The organism is Hymenobacter perfusus, assembly GCF_003944765.1.
GTDB classification, from domain to species: domain Bacteria; phylum Bacteroidota; class Bacteroidia; order Cytophagales; family Hymenobacteraceae; genus Hymenobacter; species Hymenobacter perfusus.
On sequence record NZ_RWIU01000012.1, the window covers coordinates 34037 to 53538 of the forward strand.

At 55.4% G+C, this 19502-nt stretch carries 26 protein-coding genes; 18 read left to right on the forward strand and 8 right to left on the reverse strand.

The window, feature by feature from the left end; genetic code table 11:
• Nucleotides 1-483 precede the first annotated feature (483 nt).
• The 4 genes from EI293_RS21630 to EI293_RS21645 all read right to left on the reverse strand — a co-directional run bounded on the left by EI293_RS21630 (nt 484) and on the right by EI293_RS21645 (nt 2712).
• Nucleotides 484-1011 carry a hypothetical protein gene (locus EI293_RS21630; protein ID WP_125440642.1) on the reverse strand — a complete coding sequence of 176 codons (528 nt, stop codon included), beginning with the start codon at nt 1009-1011 and terminating at the stop codon, nt 484-486.
• A gap of 60 nt (nt 1012-1071) precedes the next feature.
• On the reverse strand, nt 1072-1512 hold the full coding sequence (locus EI293_RS21635; protein WP_125440643.1) for a hypothetical protein: 441 nt from the start codon (nt 1510-1512) through the stop codon (nt 1072-1074).
• 144 nt (nt 1513-1656) lie between these two features.
• Complete coding sequence (locus tag EI293_RS21640) at nt 1657-2025, reverse strand: energy transducer TonB (RefSeq protein WP_170170490.1); 369 nt, start codon at nt 2023-2025, stop codon at nt 1657-1659.
• A gap of 273 nt (nt 2026-2298) precedes the next feature.
• The gene (locus EI293_RS21645; protein WP_125440645.1) at nt 2299-2712 is read right to left on the reverse strand and encodes a hypothetical protein; all 414 of its coding nucleotides are present in this window, start codon (nt 2710-2712) and stop codon (nt 2299-2301) included.
• A gap of 201 nt (nt 2713-2913) precedes the next feature.
• On the opposite strand from EI293_RS21645, the gene EI293_RS21650 reads away from it, so the two are divergent.
• The 3 genes from EI293_RS21650 to EI293_RS21660 all read left to right on the forward strand — a co-directional run bounded on the left by EI293_RS21650 (nt 2914) and on the right by EI293_RS21660 (nt 4610).
• Nucleotides 2914-3492 (forward strand): hypothetical protein, encoded by a 579-nt coding sequence (locus tag EI293_RS21650; RefSeq protein WP_125440646.1) that lies wholly within the window; start codon nt 2914-2916, stop codon nt 3490-3492.
• 95 nt (nt 3493-3587) lie between these two features.
• Nucleotides 3588-3875 (forward strand): DUF7710 domain-containing protein, encoded by a 288-nt coding sequence (locus EI293_RS21655; protein ID WP_125440647.1) that lies wholly within the window; start codon nt 3588-3590, stop codon nt 3873-3875.
• A gap of 81 nt (nt 3876-3956) precedes the next feature.
• Nucleotides 3957-4610 carry a hypothetical protein gene (locus EI293_RS21660; RefSeq protein ID WP_125440648.1) on the forward strand — a complete coding sequence of 218 codons (654 nt, stop codon included), beginning with the start codon at nt 3957-3959 and terminating at the stop codon, nt 4608-4610.
• A gap of 114 nt (nt 4611-4724) precedes the next feature.
• Here EI293_RS21660 and EI293_RS21665 read toward each other — a convergent pair whose 3' ends face one another.
• Together EI293_RS21665 and EI293_RS21670 are read right to left on the reverse strand one after the other, a co-directional pair.
• The gene (locus EI293_RS21665; protein ID WP_125440649.1) at nt 4725-5438 is read right to left on the reverse strand and encodes a GAF domain-containing protein; all 714 of its coding nucleotides are present in this window, start codon (nt 5436-5438) and stop codon (nt 4725-4727) included.
• A 127-nt stretch (nt 5439-5565) separates the two neighbouring features.
• Nucleotides 5566-5985 carry a hypothetical protein gene (locus tag EI293_RS21670; RefSeq protein ID WP_125440650.1) on the reverse strand — a complete coding sequence of 140 codons (420 nt, stop codon included), beginning with the start codon at nt 5983-5985 and terminating at the stop codon, nt 5566-5568.
• 71 nt (nt 5986-6056) lie between these two features.
• On the opposite strand from EI293_RS21670, the gene EI293_RS21675 reads away from it, so the two are divergent.
• From EI293_RS21675 to EI293_RS21705, 8 genes are all read left to right on the forward strand, one after another.
• Complete coding sequence (locus tag EI293_RS21675; RefSeq protein ID WP_125440651.1) at nt 6057-6419, forward strand: SCO4402 family protein; 363 nt, start codon at nt 6057-6059, stop codon at nt 6417-6419.
• Nucleotides 6420-6467: 48 nt separating this feature from the next.
• Nucleotides 6468-6698 (forward strand): DUF7336 domain-containing protein, encoded by a 231-nt coding sequence (locus tag EI293_RS22745; RefSeq protein ID WP_449404895.1) that lies wholly within the window; start codon nt 6468-6470, stop codon nt 6696-6698.
• A gap of 90 nt (nt 6699-6788) precedes the next feature.
• On the forward strand, nt 6789-7310 hold the full coding sequence (locus tag EI293_RS21680) for a hypothetical protein (protein WP_125440652.1): 522 nt from the start codon (nt 6789-6791) through the stop codon (nt 7308-7310).
• 18 nt (nt 7311-7328) lie between these two features.
• The gene (locus tag EI293_RS21685) at nt 7329-7739 is read left to right on the forward strand and encodes a hypothetical protein (protein ID WP_125440653.1); all 411 of its coding nucleotides are present in this window, start codon (nt 7329-7331) and stop codon (nt 7737-7739) included.
• Nucleotides 7740-7814: 75 nt separating this feature from the next.
• Nucleotides 7815-8402, forward strand: a complete 588-nt coding sequence (locus tag EI293_RS21690) for a DUF416 family protein (RefSeq protein WP_125440654.1) — start codon at nt 7815-7817, stop codon at nt 8400-8402.
• 60 nt (nt 8403-8462) lie between these two features.
• Nucleotides 8463-8864, forward strand: coding sequence for a hypothetical protein (locus EI293_RS21695; RefSeq protein ID WP_125440655.1), 402 nt, complete (start codon nt 8463-8465; stop codon nt 8862-8864).
• 275 nt (nt 8865-9139) lie between these two features.
• Nucleotides 9140-9817, forward strand: coding sequence for a hypothetical protein (locus EI293_RS21700; RefSeq protein ID WP_125440656.1), 678 nt, complete (start codon nt 9140-9142; stop codon nt 9815-9817).
• 179 nt (nt 9818-9996) lie between these two features.
• On the forward strand, nt 9997-10365 hold the full coding sequence (locus tag EI293_RS21705; protein WP_125440657.1) for a hypothetical protein: 369 nt from the start codon (nt 9997-9999) through the stop codon (nt 10363-10365).
• Nucleotides 10366-10501: 136 nt separating this feature from the next.
• On the opposite strand, the gene EI293_RS21710 is transcribed toward EI293_RS21705, so the two are convergent.
• The gene (locus EI293_RS21710) at nt 10502-11821 is read right to left on the reverse strand and encodes an alpha/beta fold hydrolase (RefSeq protein ID WP_125440658.1); all 1320 of its coding nucleotides are present in this window, start codon (nt 11819-11821) and stop codon (nt 10502-10504) included.
• Nucleotides 11822-12193: 372 nt separating this feature from the next.
• Here EI293_RS21710 and EI293_RS21715 point away from each other — a divergent pair, with 372 nt between their 5' ends.
• The 5 genes from EI293_RS21715 (at nt 12194) to EI293_RS21735 (ending at nt 17362) form a co-directional block, all read left to right on the forward strand.
• The gene (locus EI293_RS21715) at nt 12194-12439 is read left to right on the forward strand and encodes a helix-turn-helix domain-containing protein (RefSeq protein WP_125440659.1); all 246 of its coding nucleotides are present in this window, start codon (nt 12194-12196) and stop codon (nt 12437-12439) included.
• Nucleotides 12440-12514: 75 nt separating this feature from the next.
• The gene (locus EI293_RS21720; RefSeq protein ID WP_125440660.1) at nt 12515-12760 is read left to right on the forward strand and encodes a helix-turn-helix domain-containing protein; all 246 of its coding nucleotides are present in this window, start codon (nt 12515-12517) and stop codon (nt 12758-12760) included.
• A gap of 438 nt (nt 12761-13198) precedes the next feature.
• The gene (locus tag EI293_RS21725; protein ID WP_125440661.1) at nt 13199-14209 is read left to right on the forward strand and encodes a tyrosine-type recombinase/integrase; all 1011 of its coding nucleotides are present in this window, start codon (nt 13199-13201) and stop codon (nt 14207-14209) included.
• A gap of 7 nt (nt 14210-14216) precedes the next feature.
• Nucleotides 14217-16370 (forward strand): tyrosine-type recombinase/integrase, encoded by a 2154-nt coding sequence (locus EI293_RS21730; protein WP_125440662.1) that lies wholly within the window; start codon nt 14217-14219, stop codon nt 16368-16370.
• Between the two features lie 440 nt (nt 16371-16810).
• Nucleotides 16811-17362 carry a hypothetical protein gene (locus EI293_RS21735; protein ID WP_125440663.1) on the forward strand — a complete coding sequence of 184 codons (552 nt, stop codon included), beginning with the start codon at nt 16811-16813 and terminating at the stop codon, nt 17360-17362.
• Between the two features lie 352 nt (nt 17363-17714).
• Here EI293_RS21735 and EI293_RS22535 read toward each other — a convergent pair whose 3' ends face one another.
• Nucleotides 17715-17837, reverse strand: coding sequence for a hypothetical protein (locus EI293_RS22535; protein ID WP_262706540.1), 123 nt, complete (start codon nt 17835-17837; stop codon nt 17715-17717).
• A gap of 170 nt (nt 17838-18007) precedes the next feature.
• On the opposite strand from EI293_RS22535, the gene EI293_RS21740 reads away from it, so the two are divergent.
• Both EI293_RS21740 and EI293_RS22540 read left to right on the forward strand, forming a co-directional pair.
• A complete protein-coding gene (locus EI293_RS21740; RefSeq protein ID WP_125440664.1) occupies nt 18008-18892 on the forward strand; it encodes a hypothetical protein in 885 nt (294 codons plus the stop codon).
• A gap of 228 nt (nt 18893-19120) precedes the next feature.
• Complete coding sequence (locus EI293_RS22540; RefSeq protein ID WP_262706541.1) at nt 19121-19246, forward strand: hypothetical protein; 126 nt, start codon at nt 19121-19123, stop codon at nt 19244-19246.
• The last annotated feature ends 256 nt before the right edge of the window (nt 19247-19502 follow it).

Consider the following 19502-nt stretch of genomic DNA (forward strand, 5'->3'; position numbering starts at 1 on the left):
GTTGAGATTAGATAAGGGAAGACCGTTAAGTACTTTTGCTTTAAAGTACAGCAGATCATTGCATAACGATACACTCATAAGGGTTGTTTCTTATATAGAAGGAATTAAAGAACTGGACACAACTTTACTAATGAAAAAGGACACATCAATGGTTATATTTATATCAATGCCACTTGATGTAAAGCATAAATCATACAGCACGAAAACCCGGAAGCAAGACCCCAATATGAGAAGACTGGTCACATGCGAGTACATAAGAATTTGGAAATAGTCCTCATATCTAATAAGAAATAGCACGAATATTTATACAGTAAGTAGATTCAAATAAATGCTCGTTTGGCTTTAATCCACCCTGTTGCAGGAGTTCACTAAACTCATCTCCAATACAGGTTTTCTGTACTTAGCTAATTGAACCAGTTTTCTGAACTCAATCTGAACGGTGGAGGGGATTCGTAGAGCTTGTCAGCACCCACAGATAGCGGTTCACTGAAAGGAGCGTTTCAGCAGAAAACCAAAAAAATCTAGCAGGCGCTGGCGCCAGGCCACTCGGCTTTCAAACGCAGTGTCGGGGACTAGCGCGACCCATTCGGCATTTTTGTAATTCTGCTGCCACTGCGGAATGGCCGCGCAGACCCGCTCCGCAAACTCTTGGGTAAGGGAATCGATGGTGCCCGGGTAAAAGAAAGGCTTCGGAGAGAAGTGCTCTTTCAGTTTAGCGATGACTGCGGGGTCGTAGCAGACTTTGGGCCGCAGGTTTTCAACCAGCCGAACGTCGAGGGCCAGCGTGATGAACCGCTTGGATTTGCGATGCAACCCCACCACGATGATTCGCCGGCACATGCCAGCATACCAGTTGATGATGTACACTTTGGCCCCCGGGGCAAAGTGCTTGGTGCCGAAGCGAATTTCGGCTCCGCCCGGCCCATAAGGCCGCTCTCGGACGATGTTGCCAACCGCAGTCCAATAGGATTCGGGCACTGCGTTGGCATATTTGATGACGGCTGAATCCATCCTGTCCTGAGTTTAAAATAACGGTGGTGGCCTAAACGCGGTAATTCAGTTTAAGGAGCGTTATGCTTTGCCCGTGTAGTACAACCGTTTGGCGCGATGCCGTGTAGGCTGTCCAATGGCCGGATTCAGGGCCAAAGCCCGCACCACTGGAATCAAATCCGGGGCCAGCCCGACATGGGACACCCAATTAAGTGCCAGGTCAACCCAGTACAGCGAAGCGCCCGAGGTGAGGGCCAGCGCCAAGAGGTCCTGCACCGGAAACGTTGCCATACGATGCTCAACCGGCTGGAGACCGGCCTGCGCCAAACCGGCCAGCAGGGCAACGCGCACGGCGGGGTAGTTGTGTTCCAGCAAGGGCAGCCAGAGCAGGGAGGCCCGAGCCCGAAGCCCCACGGTGTCGCACGCATGGGGGCCGCTCTGCACCGTCCACTGGTCGTCCGGCTCGAAGTACACGTCGAGCTCACCAAAGCGGGCAATGAAGGAAAGTGGGACGAAAGACATGAATCTCGAGGTAGCAGGCAACAACACTTAGCGTAAAGCTATGTGCACAGCGGAAGGAAAGGCGTTCACCTAAACGGTCCGAATAAAATAAGGAGGGAGTTATCAAAACCCATCCAAATAAGCCCAACAACGCGGCGGCGGAGCCTACGGCTGCCTCTTTACCGGAATGGTTACGGGTACCGTAAAGCTCACGACCACCGCCTGCCCTGCTTGCTGGCCGGGAACAAAACGTGGAAGCTGCCGCGTGGCCGCCACGACGGCCGAATCCACGTCGGCCCGCAGCCCCCTCGCAATCTGCGCATGGCGGACACGGCCTTCCTTATCGACCTCGAACCGCACGAACACGCGGCCGTCCGGGGCGGCCGGGGGCACAACCAAATACTGGTGGATGGCCGCCATGCTGCCGGTTAAGGCGTTTTGACCGTTCAGCGTCGGCATTTGCTCCACGTAAGTCCAGACCCGGTTCGCCTCGAGCGGCTGGCCAAGTGTATCGCCCAACTCGAAGAGGCGCATCTGCTCCCTGGCAAACTCTATTTCGCCTATATGGCACTCCCATGGTTCAACGGAAGGCTTAGGCTCTTCCCTTACCCGGGGCCGTACGACCACCGGCTTGCCGACGTGTTTTCTGGGGGGTATTTGGGCCAGGACGCTGCTACCCATCAGGGCAACCACCAGCGAAGCGCAATAAGCATATTTCCGGTTCATTGGAAGGGGCAGGTAAAGCGCAAGCCAAGAGGATGGACTAAATAACGCATAAGTTCACCTAAACGGTCTTAATGGCCCACGTTAGTTCAAGGCCTGGGCGACCAAATAGGTGTCCGTGTTCTGCCCGATGGGGGCCGTGTAGTACTTGTACTGCACGTTGCCCGGGGTGATGAATAAGGGGCCGAAGTTCTTTTTGACTTCCGCCGCGATGAACGCTTCGGCCTGCGCGAGCCCGTTGGCCGGGATGCGGGTCATCACGGTGGAACACTCGCCTTGTTCGAAGAGGTAGCCGAGCACTCGGCCGTCTGTGGTCTTGAACAGGTACACGTCCTGTTCCTGGCCCGCGTACGTTTGGTGGTCGGCCGCAATCGCCTGCCGCACCTCGTCCGTGCGTTGGTTGAGGCACTGTAGTTGTTGCGCGGTAATGGCCGGAGCCGGCTCGGGGCGACCACAACTTAGAAGCAAGGCGGCGGCTAGGGCGAGTATAATTTTCATGACGCTTCGTGGGTGGGAGGAGGGCCAAACGGGTGGGCCGTGCGGCAAAGTACATCCGCCTCGGTGCTCGAAAACCGCACCTGTTTTAAAAGCCAGGCTTAGAATCACGCGGGTTCACTTTAACGGTGGTGGCCTAAACGCGCTCCGTTCAGTTGAAGGAGCATATTTTTAGCCCTTGTCCTGAATACGCGCACCCGCTACATGCCCGCTCGAAAGCCTACCAGACTCCAAGAACTGCGGACCGCAATAGACCGTGCCACTGCGGAAGGCAACGACGCGCTAGCGGCGGAACTCTCCCAGGTACGGCACGCCGTCCGGACAAAAGCCGACCCACTCGCCCTGGTGCCGTTGCTGGAGGCCTCGACGAGCTACATCACTAAAGCCTTCGTCGCCGAAGTTCTGGGCGCGGCCGGCGACGTGCGGGTGCTCAAGCCCTTGATGCGGGCCGCAGCCCATCCGGCGAACGTGCGTCACACCTCGTGGTTTCTGTTGGCTTGCGCCCGCTACGATTGCTCGGCCCACTTGGCCTTTTTCGTGCGCTTCCTGTTGACCCGCGCGGAGGCTGACGAAGGCATGTTGTCGGCGATGGAAGTCATCGAAGCCATGAAAGGCCCGTTTGCGCCCGCAGCTGTCAAACGGGCCATTGTCCAACTGCTGCGCCCTACGCATCCGCTCCTGGCTGGGGACACGCAAGCGGAGCTATTCCGTGTGCAGGCTGCCTACGCCCTGCTCGACACGTATTTCGGCCAAGTCGACCACGACTGGAAAAACGACGTGTGACCGCTCATAACTGTTCAATGAAACGGTCCGAAGATATACGCGTCATTGTGCACCTGCCGTAGGTTTGCACCTTCTCACCCAACTGAAAGTAAACAATGGAGCAAGAGGATGCCGATTCCGGCGTGTGGGTATTTCACGGCTCTGGCGGCCGGTTTGCCAGCGGGGTCTTCACCACGCGTGACAAGGCCGAGGTGTGGATTCACCAGCACGAGCTAACCGGGGTGTTAACGCGCTACCCCGTGGACCAAGGCGTGTATGATTGGGCCCAAGAAAAGCAGCTGTTCCAGCCCACCAATCCGGAACACACCGAAGCCGTCTTTATCCAACGGTTTACTTCGGGCAGCCAAGAGCACTACCACTACGACCCACACGACATCGGCTGAATAACATGCCGCCGTTCGCCAAAACAGTGGTGGCCTAAACGCGGCAATTCAGTTTAAGGAGCGTAATTTCAGCCGGCCACCTTGGCATGGCAAGAGAACCCGCCTCATTGTTCTGGTCACTTCTTCGCTTTTTTGCCTTTGTCGATAAGCCCACCCAATACCTCTGCGCACGCCCTTCTCACCGAATTGCTGGTTCGCGGCCCGCAGGAAGCGGAGTGGTACCCGGTTGACAGCGCCTTCGTGGACGCCTACCGCAACCGTATTGCGCAGGTCGATGCCACGGACTTCATTGCGGAGGCGCTGCGCACCAACCTACCCACTTTCAGCACTCCCTTGTTCCTGTGCTTGCCCGAACTCTGGCAACGGGTCGAAGCAGACGACCTGTTGGCGCTGCTGGGCCGGATGGAATCGGGCATGGTCTGTTTTGCCTACGTGGAGTTTGTGTACCTGTACTTGGAGGTGGACCTGCTGGGGGAGGCACTTCAACCAGCCGGAAAACGCTACGATGTGGCGTCGTTGAAGCAGTTCTTTGCCAGTAGCCAAGCCGGGCGATTGTTCGTCCGGGCGGACGCACTCCATGATTTGCTTTCCGGCCCCGAAGCGCCCTATCTGCGCTTTGACCCGGTGGAATGGCGCAACGCCACCCAACGCCTGTTGCGCGACCAACGACTCAAGCCGGCACAGACCGGCCAGCAGGGGGCGGAATACCTGGCGGAGTTGATGGCCTCAGCCTAACACTGGTAGCGTTCACGTAAACGGTGGTGGCCTAAACGCGGCAATTCAGTTGAAGGAGCGGGCCAGTTAAATAGTCCGCTCGTTTTGGCTGAGGCGTTTCGCCAATGCTAGGACTTAGCGCTCGTGCTCGGCGAGCAGGCGCTGCAGGTCGAGCAGGCGGCGCTCAACCTGGGCCAGCAGGTCGGCGGGCACCGGGATTTGGACGCCGTGGCGAGCGAAGAGGTAGCGCACCAGAGCCGTGAGCTCGCGCAACTCCTCGTGGAGCCGGGCGCGCAGCTGCTCCCAATGCGCGACACCCGCTGGCGGCTGCGCGTAGAGGGCCAGGCGCACGGCGATGGATTGGCTGACCAGCGCCGCCAGCAGGTCGAGCACCCGCTGCTCGGCGGCGCTGAAGGTGCGGGGCTGGCGGTCGATGATGCAGAGCGTGCCCAAGGGGCGCTGGTCGGGCAGCAGCAACAGGGCCCCGGCGTAGAAGCGCAGTTCGTTGCTTTCGGCCGCGAGCAGGGCTTCGGGGGGAAGCGCGGCACTGGTTTCGAGGGCCAGGTCGTGGTAGACCACGGCCCGGGCTTGCTGGATGGCGGTGGAGCACAGGGCTTCGACGCGGGGCTGGCGCTCGTTGCCCGGCATGCCGTGGTTGGCGGGATAGAGCACCTCGTCTTCCTCCACCACGGAGATGAGCGAGATGGGCAGGCTGAACACCTGGGCAGTGAGGGCGACAAACTCCTCGAACAGGGGCTCTGTGAGGGTGGACAGCACCTGGTGGGTGCGCAGGCTGTGCAGGCGCGCGGGCTCGTCGGGGGGCAGCTGGGAAGCGGGCGGGTTGGGCATGAGCAGTCACGAAGCCGCCGCGTCAGAGGCAACCCGGCAACAATAATAATTGCGGTGGCAATGCCGAAGCAAATACGCCGTCCAAAAATAGGAGCGATTTCTGTATCATGCTTCTATTCCCTTTGCTTCAAGCAAATGGAGGCCAGCGCACGTGTTTTGAAAAGGGCATGCTCAACACCCCGGTCTGCGCGTCCAAGGTAAACCCTTCGATAGAAAAGGCAAAGGCTTCCGACAACGCCATTACCGTCGCGTACAGCACAGTCGCAACGGATGTGTCAACGAGCATGCTGTGGACACGGGAGAACCTGAGGCAGAGGTCGACGGGATGCTCGGCTGTGTAGTGGTCGAAAAAGTAGACTGCCCCCACCTGTGCGGCTGGGTCGTGCTCCGCTGGCATCAGAAAATCCAGCCGTAACACCCCCTGCGTGCTCTTGTCCAGTCGGGGAGTCACTTCTCCTTCGAAACTAATCAAGGCGTAGTTGTTCTTCCCGTTGACGGATTGAATGAACCGAAATTCGCTGGCAATCTTTCTGCTGAGTCCCATCATCTGGCAGCTACCCTTGTTTTTGTCTTGTTCAAAGTAACGGTCGGAAGCTAAACGAAGAATAACTTGCTCACATGATGGAAGATGCTTCTTGGACCACACGAGTTGTTGCGGCAATTAAGGACGTGGCCGATACGTCCTTTCAACAACGAGCCTGGCTGGGCGCGGGTCCCGAAATGTCCTCTTTCGTGGAAACCTATTGTACCCTGTACGATGATAATAATTTTGATGGCTTCTTGGCGCAGCCAGCGTGGGAGGAAACGGGCCTGAACGACGCCGTGCGGCAGGAAATGGTGCGTCTTGATCAGTTATTCCAAGCCTATCAGGAACCGGGCTCGGATGCGGAAATACTGGTCGACCCCAAATGGCAGGAAGTAACCCAACAAGCGCAGCAGGTTCTCCGAACGATTAGCGCAGAAGCAACTACAGCTGGATAGGTAGAAAATAGCTAGCCTTACATTACCCTAAACAAACAGCACTCTGTCATGACACACGTGTTCCTCTTATGGCATACTCACGAAGACGAGGATTTGCCAGGCGGCGAGGATGTCAAACTCTTAGGAGTCTACTCCAGCTACCTGAAGGCTGAAGAAGCCTTAAATGCCAGCTTAACGCAGCCAGGCTTCAGAGACCAGCCAGCAGGGTTAGAGATTGCTACTTATGAGCTAGATAGGCGCGAGTGGACGGAAGGCTATATCACGGTGCGGAAAGAATAACCTATGCCACAGAAGTTCATATAAAGGGTACGGCCGTAAACGGGCTCCGTTCAAAAACAGGAGTGTTCCAGCAGTCATTACCTTATCGCTATGACTCCCACATACAAAGTCCTGATTTGTCAATGCGCCACGGGGCAAGTAATGAATACCGATGCCAAAACGGTTTACTCGCATCCAGCAGAAGTAGAGGCAGTAATACCCTATCACTACTTCGATTCCTTAGCGGAAGCCGAGGGTTCATTTATCCCACTTAATGACGTTCAGGGTAGTAGGTACAATGTCCAGTTCGCCTCAGAAATTGTAATACCCAAGTGCCGGACCTGCTTCGTGGAGGAACATACGGACCTCCAAAAAGGCAAGAAGAGCAAGCAAGAGCAGAGTAACAATCCGTTTATTGCCTCTGGCCAAGCTCGCAACGGCGATGAAGGCAATGATGGTAGCAACCATCACTGGCACCCCGATGATTACTGCGAATCCCAGGCCAATAATGGCAGTCTCATTAAGCAGAAAGGGATTCATAGAGGGGATTGTGTTAATACAAAGATAATTAAGCACCTATTGATGCTGCGTTCAGGAAAAGGGTGGTGGCCTAAACGCGGCAATTCAGTTTAAGGAGGGTAAGTTTACTCTATGGCACAAAACCTGGCGTTAGAAGTCAAAGTCATCAACCGGTTTGCCACAAAGAGCAAACGTGACCGTTACCTGCAATTTGTGACCTCGGCCAAGAACCGGAAAAAGTTGATTGCCGACCTGCACGGGGGCAGCTTTTATGAGCACAGTATGCTTGAGCGAGTCACCGGAATTGAGGGAGACGTCATCGGCCAAGCCCTTCAGAGACTAGGTATCGCCTCGCATACCTGTTACGTCATCAGCGAGAACACGAGCATTGACACCCTCACCTTTGACCTGAACGAGGTGCTGCCGAAGGTGGTCGTATGGGGAGCAGGTACCATGCTAGTTTTTGGGGAGGCCGACTTCGTTTTTGTTGAGTTGGCTGGCCTAAAAAACCGATTCACGGCCCAAGCACCTATGGGGAGGTAGTCCACGAAAACGGTGGTGGCCTAAACGCAGTAATTCAGTTTAAGGAGCCTATTTTGTGGTCCTCACGTGATTTGAATGAACGACCTGCGCCCCGTACTCTTGCCGCTTCCCCTCACGCACCAGGCGGTGTTCGCTGCCTTAACCTGTGTGCGCCTGCTCCCGTCGGTGGAGCGGTTCGACCAGGAGGAACCGGAGAAAGGAGCGCCCGTCTTTCGCACAGCCATCGCGGCCCTGTGCGCGTTTGGGGCGCAGCAGGCCGTTGCGCCGAGCCAATGGGCCCGCTTGCAGGAGCAGTTGGAGGGGTTCTGGCCGGATTTGGACGAGACCACCAACCCGTTTGCTTCCTATGCCTTTGATGCCTGCGTGGCCTTGGGCGAAGCCTTGGCGCTGGTGCAGAGCGGCGAACCAGAACACGTCTTGCAGTGCGCCACAGCGGCCCGGGATACGGTGGACATGTACGTGCAGGACGTGACGGGCGTGGAGCTGCCCCCGGACCAATTGAATGCCTTTGTGGACGCCACGCCGGAAATGCAACGCGAAGTGGCGCGACAACACGCCTTAGCACAGGCCTTGGCGACAGAGCGCCCGCTAACGGCCGCCGCGGTCGAGCAGCTGCGTGCCCAAGGTGGGAACGAGCCGTTAATAGACTTGACTGTACTATAGCCTAATCGTCTACAAAAGCGGTCGGGATAGCAAGCGGGGCTTTAAATTAGCCACCGAGATATGTGCGAAATAGCCATCAAAACCAGCTTGCATCAAGGGGAGTACGAAATTGGCATTTGGGGCACCCGTGCCGAGTTTGCCAACCTCACGGAACCGTTCACTGGACTTTCAAGGCGGGTATTCCTTCTTAAGCTCCTACCGGAACCGTATTACCCCGTACCCATGCAGCAGGTGGTGGTCGAACCTGTGGTCCATTCGAATGGTGTTGTCACCGTCCAGATAGATGGTTCAGATTTCACGCTTTCGGGGGACGCACAAGCGTTCCTAAAATTGACTGCCTTTCTGGAAAGCCTTTCCAACCTATCGACTGGTGAGCATTGGCATCTTGACTGGTTTGACAACGAAGACTTGCTCGCCCCAGCAACCGCTAATATGTCCTTTGTATTTTACATCGAAGGGTGAGTCTGAAAAAGCAGTCTTGCAGAGGAACTCAACGGCTTTTACCGTTCGGATTAACGGTCGTGGCTGTTGCAGAACTCGCCGAGGCGTATCCATTATCCCGTTAGCTCTACCCGAGGTACCCTAACAAGCGTAGGGCGGTGCCTTTTTTGCCGTGTCCGCCTTCGTCGGCCCGCTTAAAACTTGTCATTGGTGAGTTCTGCAACAGCCACGGTCCGAATAACGAAAGGAGTGAATGATATTAACGGACCTTTGTAAATAGTCCTTACTTGTCTAAAATGACTTTCCTTCTTTACACTCGCCTTCGCGTACTGCTACACTGCTTCTTGATTGCCATTTGTACGCAATGCGGACCAACCGTCAGCGAAGAAAAAGTGCAAGGAATCAATCGATTGCCAGGAGACACACTTGAAGTGACGTCTTTTAACATAGAACGAAAAGAGAGTCCGGCGTTAGCGAATTGGTCAGTGTTTGAGTCTGGTCAGGAAATTATCTGTGTTCCTCCTGCTTGGGCATCTCATTTAGAAGATGATGGTCAAGAGTTGGTCTTGTTGCCTCCCGATACCCCCGACAGCACCGAACGGGTCACCTTCACGCGTTGGGCAAAAGATAGTCCCACCTTGGACTATCCAAGCCTTGCCTACAAACTGGTAAAAACAGCCTTCCCCGGATTCCAACAGGCTAAAGTCGATACCGTCACAAAGTTGATATTTCAACACGATTTCGGCATCGAACGAAGCGTCGGGTTACGGGCGAAGGGCAGGAAATACAATGGCTTTTGCTTGGCGTATGTGGACGACAGTAACGTGTACCAGTTCCGCATCATTCTAGAGAAAAACCGGCTGAGCGCGTATAAAGGCAATCTCATGAGCGATATTATCGGCAATCTACAGATTAACAAGCAGTACTTTATGGGAAATGCTAACCCATTAAAACAGGCGGTGAACCTCCGCTGATGGCAGATGGGCCGGATGGTCTACATAAGGGCTCAGAAACCTGACTTGTATCGCATTGTGGAGTCTATCCGCTGTTCAGCTAAACGGTGGCAAGGTAGACGCTGCGTTCAGTTTAAGGAGCGTTTAGAGTTGAGCCCTACGCCGCCCTATATTTGAAAGGGCGCCCTTCTTTTGCCTTGATGGAAAATACCAAAGCCGATTTTTATAGCGGGTACGAGGGTGAACCGGAGGTGGTCTTTGCGCTAACGGGCCCTTCTAGCGGTACTATAAATGCGTGGGAAGGGCACGTCAATGCCATTTTGACCGCTATTCCGCCGGGGCCGCTGGGAAGATGGGAGGGGCTGCTACTGCCGTACCATCTGCTAACAGGCTGTTGGGGCGATGAACAGGAAATGGTGGTGGAAGATGTCCCTTTGTTCGCGGCTCAGTTGTTGGCCGTCAACACGTCCTGCTTCGAGTCGGAAACGCGCCGTTTTCACGAGGCATTGCAAGCACTGATTCAGCAAGCCGTTTCGGACGGAGGTGAACTGCGTATTTCTCGTTTTTGACTGTTCAAGAAAAGGGTAGTTGACGCTCGGCATAGTAATATTGCTTCGGACCCTAATTGAGTCCAGAACTCACGGCGCCTATACCAAACCCGGAATCTCAGGCCCTCGGCTCGCACCGCGCTCCTGCCAGGTTCCCTCATTTTGCTGCCAGAAAACTCAGAACGCTTTGGTTGAACAGCGTTGGGTTCTCTTGCGGCGCATAGTGCGTAACGCCTTTCAGGATGACTAGTTGAGCACCGGGAATGTGCGCAGCGATGGCTTTGGAATGTGCTTCCTTGATAATATCTTTCTCGCCGGCCAGCATCAACGTGGGCACCCGGATGGCCTCGATTTCGGCGTAGCTCATGTGCGGCTCAGTAAGAACCAGCGTCAGGAGGCGCTGGTTGCGCAGGTCGCCTTTTTTCCCAAGTGCCTGCCGGGCCTGTTCGCTCTGACGCAGCATCTTGCTGTCCACGGCCTCGGTGGTAGGAAACAGGTTGGCGCCCATCGTGACGAGCTTCTGCACCCGGTCCGGATACTTCAGCGCCATGAGTAGGCCAGTGTTGCCGCCGTCGCTCCAGCCCAAAATATGGGCTTTGGGGATGTGCAGGCTGTCGAGAAGAGCTTTGGTGTCGTCGGCAAATAACTCGTAGGTTAGCCGGGCGGTGAGCGTATCCACGCTCTTCCCCTGGGCACGGGTATCCACGGCAATCACACGATACTGTTGGGCCAGGTCCTCAATTTGTTGGCTAAAGGAATGGATAGACTCTCCGTTGCCGTGCAGCAACAGCAAGGGCTCGCCCGTGCCGTAGGTTTCGTAGTAGAGGTTCACGCCCCGCAACTGACAGTACTTGCCAGCCGCCTTGTTTCGGCCGTAAGGCGGCGGCACTTTCACCAGCCGGCCACCCGATAAGGTGAGGCGCAGCGCTTGGCTCTGATCCATGCCCTGCCCCGCCACCAGGTCGGCCTCGACGCCCGCGGGTAGGTGGCCTTTGAGTTGCGGGTCCAGGACATAGCCCGCCAGCGGCGTGCGGGAGTGCTCAAAATCGCCATTTTTAAGCGGCACATTCTGCCACGTCTGGTCAGGCGTCTGCACTTGCAGTACTAAATTATCGAAGAAAAAGCGGCCATTTCCGTCCAGCGCGGTGTACAGGTAAACGATGTCCGCTTGCGGGGTCAGCTTCCCTTCCAGGGTATAGGTGCGCCACTCGTTGGGCAGGATACGCTGGGCGAATTGGTCTGTTTTCTTGAAGTCGCCGACCTGCTTGCCCCACTGGACTGCCCATATTCTAAGCTTGGCGGTGGTATCGGCTGGCTCATAGCGTATACTGACGGACCAGCGGTAGGGTCGGCTCGTGTACTTGCCCATTGACGCCTCCGCCACAAAGGAAAAACTGTTCGAGCTGCGATACGCCTGGCCCAAGCCAGTGAAGGGCAATCCGAGCAGGAATAGGGCAAACGGTAGGGTAGAGCGCATGGTTACAGGAGGGGATTGTGGGCCTAAAAGCAGTTAAGCGGACTGCCAAATATGCATCGATTGCGGCTATTAGCCTTGACAGCAGAACCCAAGGAGAGCATCAAAAAGCGTGGGGCAGTTGTGTCGAGCGGTAAGCGGCCGGGCTTGCGCCAACAGTGGTTAAAAAGTCGGCGTCCGCAATTGCCCCACACTTTTTGATACTCTTCTAGTTGAGTAGTAGCCCTGGAAGCGGATAGGCAAGCTAGAAGATATCATTCGGGCGTAGAATGCGCGCGGCACCACGAGTACGGTACTAAGCCTGAAAGTAGCGGATTCAGCAAATAGGGCAAATTTGCCCTAACATTTCGGTCATATACGAACCTCTTTTGTGAGGTGAAATACCTCCGCGATCAAGAGCGCCTGTATCAGTTTGGGCTGCGGTTACGGCAAGTCCGAAAAGCGAAGGGATATACACAAGAGAGTTTAGCGGCTGCAGCTGAATTGGAGTTCAGTCAAATCGGTCGTATTGAACGGGGTGTCATCAACACAAGCCTCAGCACTGTCTTTGTGCTGGCACGCACCCTGCAGATTGATGTGCGAGAGCTATTCGACTTCTCTACTTCTACTAACCCTACCTGATTCGTGATCTGCCGCAAGTTGCATGGGTCATTAGAGTAGTTCCGGCAGGCTCACCTCATTTTATCCTGTAGACCAATGCGTGACGAGACGATCGAACTGTTTGGTAAGGTCTTGCAGGAGACGAGAAAGCAATTGAGCATGACCCAAGCGGAGCTTGCCTTCGCCAGCAATTTGGGTCGCCCGTACATCTCACAGTTAGAGAACGGAAAACTAGCCCCTTCCTTATTAACGCTGTTCTCCTTGGCGGAAGCATTAAATGAAGCTCCCTCTACCCTGTTACGTCGGGTTGAATTGCGCCTCAGCCAACGTCAACAAAAGTAAAAAGCAATGAGTTGACGGAGGTAAACAGGGCCTCCGTGGAGTAGCAAGTAGTGGAGAAGTGATCTAAATCGTTCACTCCTGGGAAAGGCCAGCTTTTTTCATGAACTATTTTTTAGTTAAATTACCATAATGCCATTTTTGTTAGTATAGTACTTTATAACTATATAGATAGATACAATATATTGGCATTCATAGGCAATCATTCAGTTTTGCCTATACATATTGGCGTTTATGACTCAAATATCATGCATTATCACAATCTATATTTATGTCAAATAGGGATGTCAATTTTTAAATAATATCACTTTAAAGTTACACATACTACTTGTTCCGTGGAATTAAAAAAGAATTAATGCTATTAAGTTTAATATCATTATATTAATAATAAATATAACTTATATCTTTAGAGCATCTTCAATTCTTCATAACCCCACTTTTATGGAAGAGCTCTATTCGCGCTTTCCGGCGCTGAAAGGTCACCCTCATGTAGCGTGTTGGCTGCAAATTATCACGCATGAAGGGCTATCACGGAACACGGTACTTAAGTACGCCCACATCCTGGCCAACTATCTGCGCCATTGCCAGCAGCACCCAGTGGATCACTTGCTTGCCACGCGGGAGCACACGGCACTGTATCAGCATAGCTTGGGGAAAAAGACATGGCGTAAAGGACACATCACCCGTACGGGGCTGTCCAAATCCACTATCCGCCAGCATCTGGTCGTGCTTAAACTCTACTACACCTACCTGGTAGAAGCTGGCGAGCGCACCACCATCCCGCTTCGCAGAAGCGTTAGCCCCCACTGCACTCATCCCTACTACACGAGCGGCATCAGCGAGGCGCAGACGTGCGAAGCCTGGATCCCGGATGCGCAGGAATGGGCGGCGCTTTCCGCCCGCATGCAAAAAAGCTCCCTCCGTAATCTACTGATGCTGCGGCTGGCCTACGATGGGGCACTACGCCGGGAAGAAGTCTGTTCACTTCAGGTAGGCGATCTGGACCACGCTAACCTGCTGCTGACCGTGCGCCGGGAAACGACTAAAAACAAACTGCAGCGGAGCGTCCCTTTTTCTAGGGAGACGAAAATGCTATACGACGCCTACCTAGCCGTTCGGCCGGTTCCGCTACATCCTCGCGAGCCACTCTTTGTCTCTGAGTCCCGACGCAATGCAGGGCAGCCTATCTCCATCTGGTCCTGGAGCAAAATCGTACGCGCAGTAGGGCTGCGCAGCGGCCTGCCGCAATTCAGAACCCATACCATGCGTCACTTACGCCTCACACATCTAGCAGAGGCCGGGGTTGACGTGTACACCATCGCCAAAATGGCCGGCCACAAACACGTGCAGACGACGATGGGCTACCTGCACGTGCGCTCGGACCAGTTAGCGGCAAAAATGCTAGCAGCTATGCGCGCCCTGGACGGTCCTTCGGCAACCCCACTTACGTGACCCGGCGATGCATACTCCTCATCACTTAGAACAATGGGCTGCCCGCCTGCTGGAATTTAACCGGGAGCCGGGCCTGCTTGCGCAGGAAGTACTTGCGCTAGACGACTACCTGAAGGTACAGCCCCTCCACCATAGCGTACTGCCCATGGGGAAGACCGAACGACCAGCGCTGGCACGTCTTCTGGATCCCGTCCGTCACGCCCTGGCCTTATACGGCCCCGAGGGAGCCCACCACCCCAGCACCTGCACGCAGGCCTGCGTGCAGGTGCTGGGGTGGCAGATGCAGCAGGGTGGTACATCGTTGTGGGCCTGGGACGAGAGTAGCTGGGTTCACCTGATCGGCAAAACCAAACAAGCAGGCCTGATGGCGCGCGCCCTGGGCCCACGTCAGCCCGGAGTCCGGCTGGCACAGGTCCGCGAGCACTTGATGTGCTGCGCCTTCTTGCTGGGGGGCGTTCCCATCTACTCGCTCGTGGCCCCGAGCCAACCTGTAACCGTCGCCGCCCGCCAGTTACTGGGCCCCGGAGCGCTAGCGACCGCGCTGGCGACTATCCGCACGGAGCTGCAGCGCGGGGGCTGGACCTCCAGCGGCAGCACCCCGGTGCTGGCCGCCTGCCTGAGCCAGGCCTTACTGCTGGCCCGTAGCCCTCACCTGACCGACCTCACGCTCCCGGTGCTGCAGCGCGTGTACGAGCAGGCCATTGCCCTACCTTACCTACGGCGGGCCTGCCTGCTGCTTTCCAAGGCTCTGCAGGGCCTGGGACTGCTGCCTGAGGCCCTAGTCGCCGCTCCCCGCCAGAAGCCGGTGCTCCTGGGCGTGCAGGATAGCCTGCCTGAGGCCTGGCAGACGTTGATCCAGCGCTGGGCCGCGGTGGAGAGCTGCAACGTAGGCGTGCGCAATCAGGTGCTGGTGGCAGCCGCTAAGGCGGCCAGATGGTCAGCCTGCCAGCCCGGAGTACCCACACCCGAGCAGTGGACCGGTCCCGTTGCCCTGCGGTTTGTGGCGGCCGTCAAAACCATGCAAATGGGCCAATGGATGCACCCAGCCATCGCCGGGCGATACGGCCCTGCCGAGCGGGATATGAAACCGGCTTCCCGTGCTCAGCTGCTGAACTGCCTGCGCCGCTTCTTTGCCGATTGCCAGGAGTGGCGCTGGCTTCCCACCTTGTTTAGCCCCCAACGTCTGCTGGCTACCCCGCGCTCTATCCGGGACCAGTGCAACATCAAGCCTCGCGTACTGGAGCCCCATGTCTGGCTAAAGCTGCGCCAGGCCAGCGCCGCTCTGACGGCACAGGATCTGGCCTACTCGCCTCTGATTCGCTCGGACGGGCGCACGACAGAGCGCCTTGTACATTACCCGCATGAAATGGTGCAGGCTCTGGCCACGACCTGGCTGCTGACGGGCCTCAGAAGCGACGAGCTCGGACGGCTCGCGGTGAACTGTGTGCGGCGCTTGCCCGAAACCAGCGGCTACGCGGCCTGGCAGCTGCAGGACGAGGTGCCCGGTGCCTGTTACCTGCGCGTGCCCAGGCACAAGTCCGGACGAGCTTTTGAAAAGCCGGTTCCCCAGGTCGTGGGCGAGCTGCTGCTGGCCTGGCAAAACCTGCGGCCGGCCACTCCGCCCCAGCCGGACCCGAAAACCGGGGAACTGACCGATTTCCTGTTTACGCGACGGGGCGCCACCATCGGGCGCACCTACCTTAACCACCGTCTGATTCCGCTGCTGTGCCGCAAGGCAGGCATTCCCACTCATGACGCGCACGGCCCGATTACCAGCCACCGCGCCCGGGCGACGCTGGTAACTTTTTTATACAACAGCGGCCAAATGAGCGTGCTGGAGTTGATGAAATGGATGGGTCACCGGTCGATGCGAACCACCTTGCATTACATTGATGTCCCCGACAAAAAGATCATCGAGGCCTTTCTGCTGGCCAATGCGTACGTGGTCCGGCAGGCGGAAAACGCTCAGCAATCCCAAACCGGCCAAGTGACCCCGTCTTCTGCGCCCCTTTCCCGTGCCCGCCTCTTGCTGTCCGTGGCCACCCTCGAGCAGCTACTAACCGTTACGAGTCTCTCTGCCGCCGAGCGGTGCTCTATTCAGCAAAGTCTGCAGGCCGTGCAGCACCAGTTGACGCTCTTACCCCCTGATCCGGAAGCGTAAGGTCCTAGGTCGTCATCCAGTGCGGGCACCAGCTTTCGTATCCTACTACTACCGCCTAAGACCTAGCCAGCTATTCCAAGACCGCTCGCTCATGCACTACCCTCCTAGTACATCGGTAGGGGAGCAGTGCATGAGTGGCCGGTTTTTACTTCTCTGCCTTGTGCAGTTACATGGGAGTCTTCTCTGTTTTCAGCCTACTTCCTTGTAAAAACCCGGACAGTCAGGTACCGGTGACACGTTAAGCTGGCGGGACATACCGATAGTATCGGGTCACAGGTGGAAACGCGTGCTGATTTCCACCTAATCTTACCCCATAGCAATGGATGCGGCAGCAGCGCATTAAGGGCAAATTTGCCCTATAAAAGAAAACGGCTACTTTTGGGACAACCACCGATTGTCGACTGGAGTATGGTCAAGTACAACGGCGCTTGTTCCTCCGTATGAATTTTGAAACGTCTTCCGCTTCGGCATTGCGGCTAAAAGTCTTGGGTACTGGCCACCAGCTAACCGGAACTCCTGTTCAAGATCCGCATAGTGTCAGCAAGACAGTCATTGGTTATATCATTGAGCAGGTATCCAATCGGTGGAAGTGTGACGTAGCGGTGGACATGCTCTACAATGCCGTCGATCGGAAGGCTTTTCCGTACGAAAAGTACGTCATACTAAATCTGAGTAGCCCGACCTGGGTCAAAATGGAGAGCCGGTTGGGAATCCGCTTTCCCACTGTAGATGAAGAAGCCAGTTATACGCAGCTGGGAGCCGTCTACAGAAGACACCGGTTCCCGGCAACGCATTTTTCAGCTCGTTGGGACCATGCAGATCACACGAGCAAGCCGCAGGAGTTTGTAGCCCTTGCTGAATACACTCGTTGTCAATACTCTCCCAATCAACTTCTCTGGCAGGGGGAAATAACGCTCCATTTAGCCTTCCCAGCCGGCTTTTTTGAAGCGACCCTGGACAAAGATATATTTAAGCAAATCAGGCCGCAGTAACAAAAAGCACCCCGGCGGTGGCCTTCCTGCCCTTGTTGGTCAGCGAAGGAGAGATGTGCGTTGCGCGTGTTAGTTAGCCTCAGGCCCTGCTGACAGCGGTCGCAGTAGCTGGCTATACTGTGGACACAGCATGACCCGTACGTAGGCATCAACGAACGCGTATTGGCCGGGTGGAATACCTCCGCTCACGGATGTGGCGGCAAGTATGTGTTAAATGCCAAAGACGATGCTCAATTACTCAAAGAGGATGAGTGTGTATTTTATAGCTAATGGTGGCCGACTACCCAAAGACGATGACTGAATGCCTGCCCAGGGTACTCCACTGTTTGGATTGTCCAATACCTGTTGCACTCTAATACGCCTGTTTGGCAAATTGCTCTTTCATCCGGGCTGCTAACGCATGCTGCGGCGTATGCAGGCGCGGCTGACGCAGGCCTGGGTAGCGCAACCCGTCCGCCGGAATGGTAGTAGTCATGGCCGCCGCAAGTATCATTGCACGAGTTACACCTACCAGGGGTACTTTCAGCCGGGTTGATGCGCTACATCTGGCTTAGCGGCCTCGGTCTGTTCGGCCTGGTACTGATGCTGGAAGTAGCCAAGCAATTTGTGTAGCCTACACTTGTTTCTCTTCTTTACTCACTTGATATGCGACGCAGAAAAAAAGTGACGCTTTCCTACGTTTCTCACGGCAACATCTCCCGGCTCCGACAACCTGCCGAGTTCCTGGTAACAACCAAGCTGTTCGAACCGATTACGCTTACAGTTATAGGAACTGCGATAGGTGAAGGTGCCTTGAAATGGCTAGGGGGCAAATTAATGGATCAACTGTTTCCCCCGGGTAAGAGTGAGGTGGCTATACTCTTAGAAAAGCTGGTTAAGCAGATAGCAGAACTAATCCATAGGGAAATCGAGCAGAATGCTTTACGGGAAGCCACGGCACAATTGAGTGCTGCCCAAGCAAATTTCTTCTTCTATATGAATGCACCGACTAATGATCGCCTGGAACATGTCACCAGGGATATTATCAACGCAGTCAAACGCTTCGAATCCTTAGGCTTGGTGGGACATGCTGCCTACATGAATGCAGTAGCTTTTGTGCTCCTCGTCTTTCAGGAACGATCCAGACGATATCCAGAACATCAAGTGGGTGAACTCGAGAATATAGTACGCCTCGTCGCGGACGCTGCAATGCACCATGGCCTGATGATTACGGCCTGGGAGAAGTGGAATATGGAGCGGTTTGCGTTGGTTAAAATGCTGACCGTATATATGGTTACGAAGGACGGTAAGATTCTTCTCAAGACGAATAATAGGAGTAAAGCAGAAAACCTGTTGAAAAACTCCGCTTTTTCCAGCTTTTTGGAAGAGACCCGACCCACATACATTGCGCCGCTGGATGCGCTCATGGTTCAGTGGAAGTATGTCACAGTCGCAATTGACTGGTGCATTAATATGGATGATACCCGTGAGGAACGATTGGCTGAGACGACACAAAAGCTGGCCAGCGGGGTACATCCAAGTTACCTGTAAGCTGCTGTTGATAACCTGCCAACGGCTTTGCCCTAAACCTCGTGTATCCAGCCGACTACTTCGGTAAAGCATTCATTGCATGTACTTTCCAACTTAAATTCCTTCACATGAGCTTTACCGAACGTTCCAAACTTGATCAGCAAGCCCTCACCTTGCTCATTATGCTGTCGGTAGTATTTTTTTCTGGCCTATAATTAGGGTCTGCACCCGGGCCTGCAGGCCGTGCTGATGGGCGGGGCTCTCTGGCTGGCCCGTCCTCTGGCCCAGGGCATACTGCATTACCTGCGACTGGCTGGACTGATTCTCTGCGGGCTGCTGGTCGTGCCAACCGGCGTGGAGCTGCTCTACGCGTAAACCTGGCGCTACGCGATGCCCCAGACGGTTTCTTCTGCTTGGCCCACCCGCATCGCCGGCGGCTTGCTCATCTGGGCTGGTAATCATTTTCTCAAGCCCACTTAACAGCTCATCTTGCTAGGAACGTCTGATGAGCAGTACTGGGCTCGCTTGCTTAACGTTGGGCTGTGGACACTGTGTTGCCTGGGTTGGGCCTCATCCTGACGGCCCGCCAACCTCGCCCGGTCCGCGCAGTTACTTGGTCGTTGATTGGCTG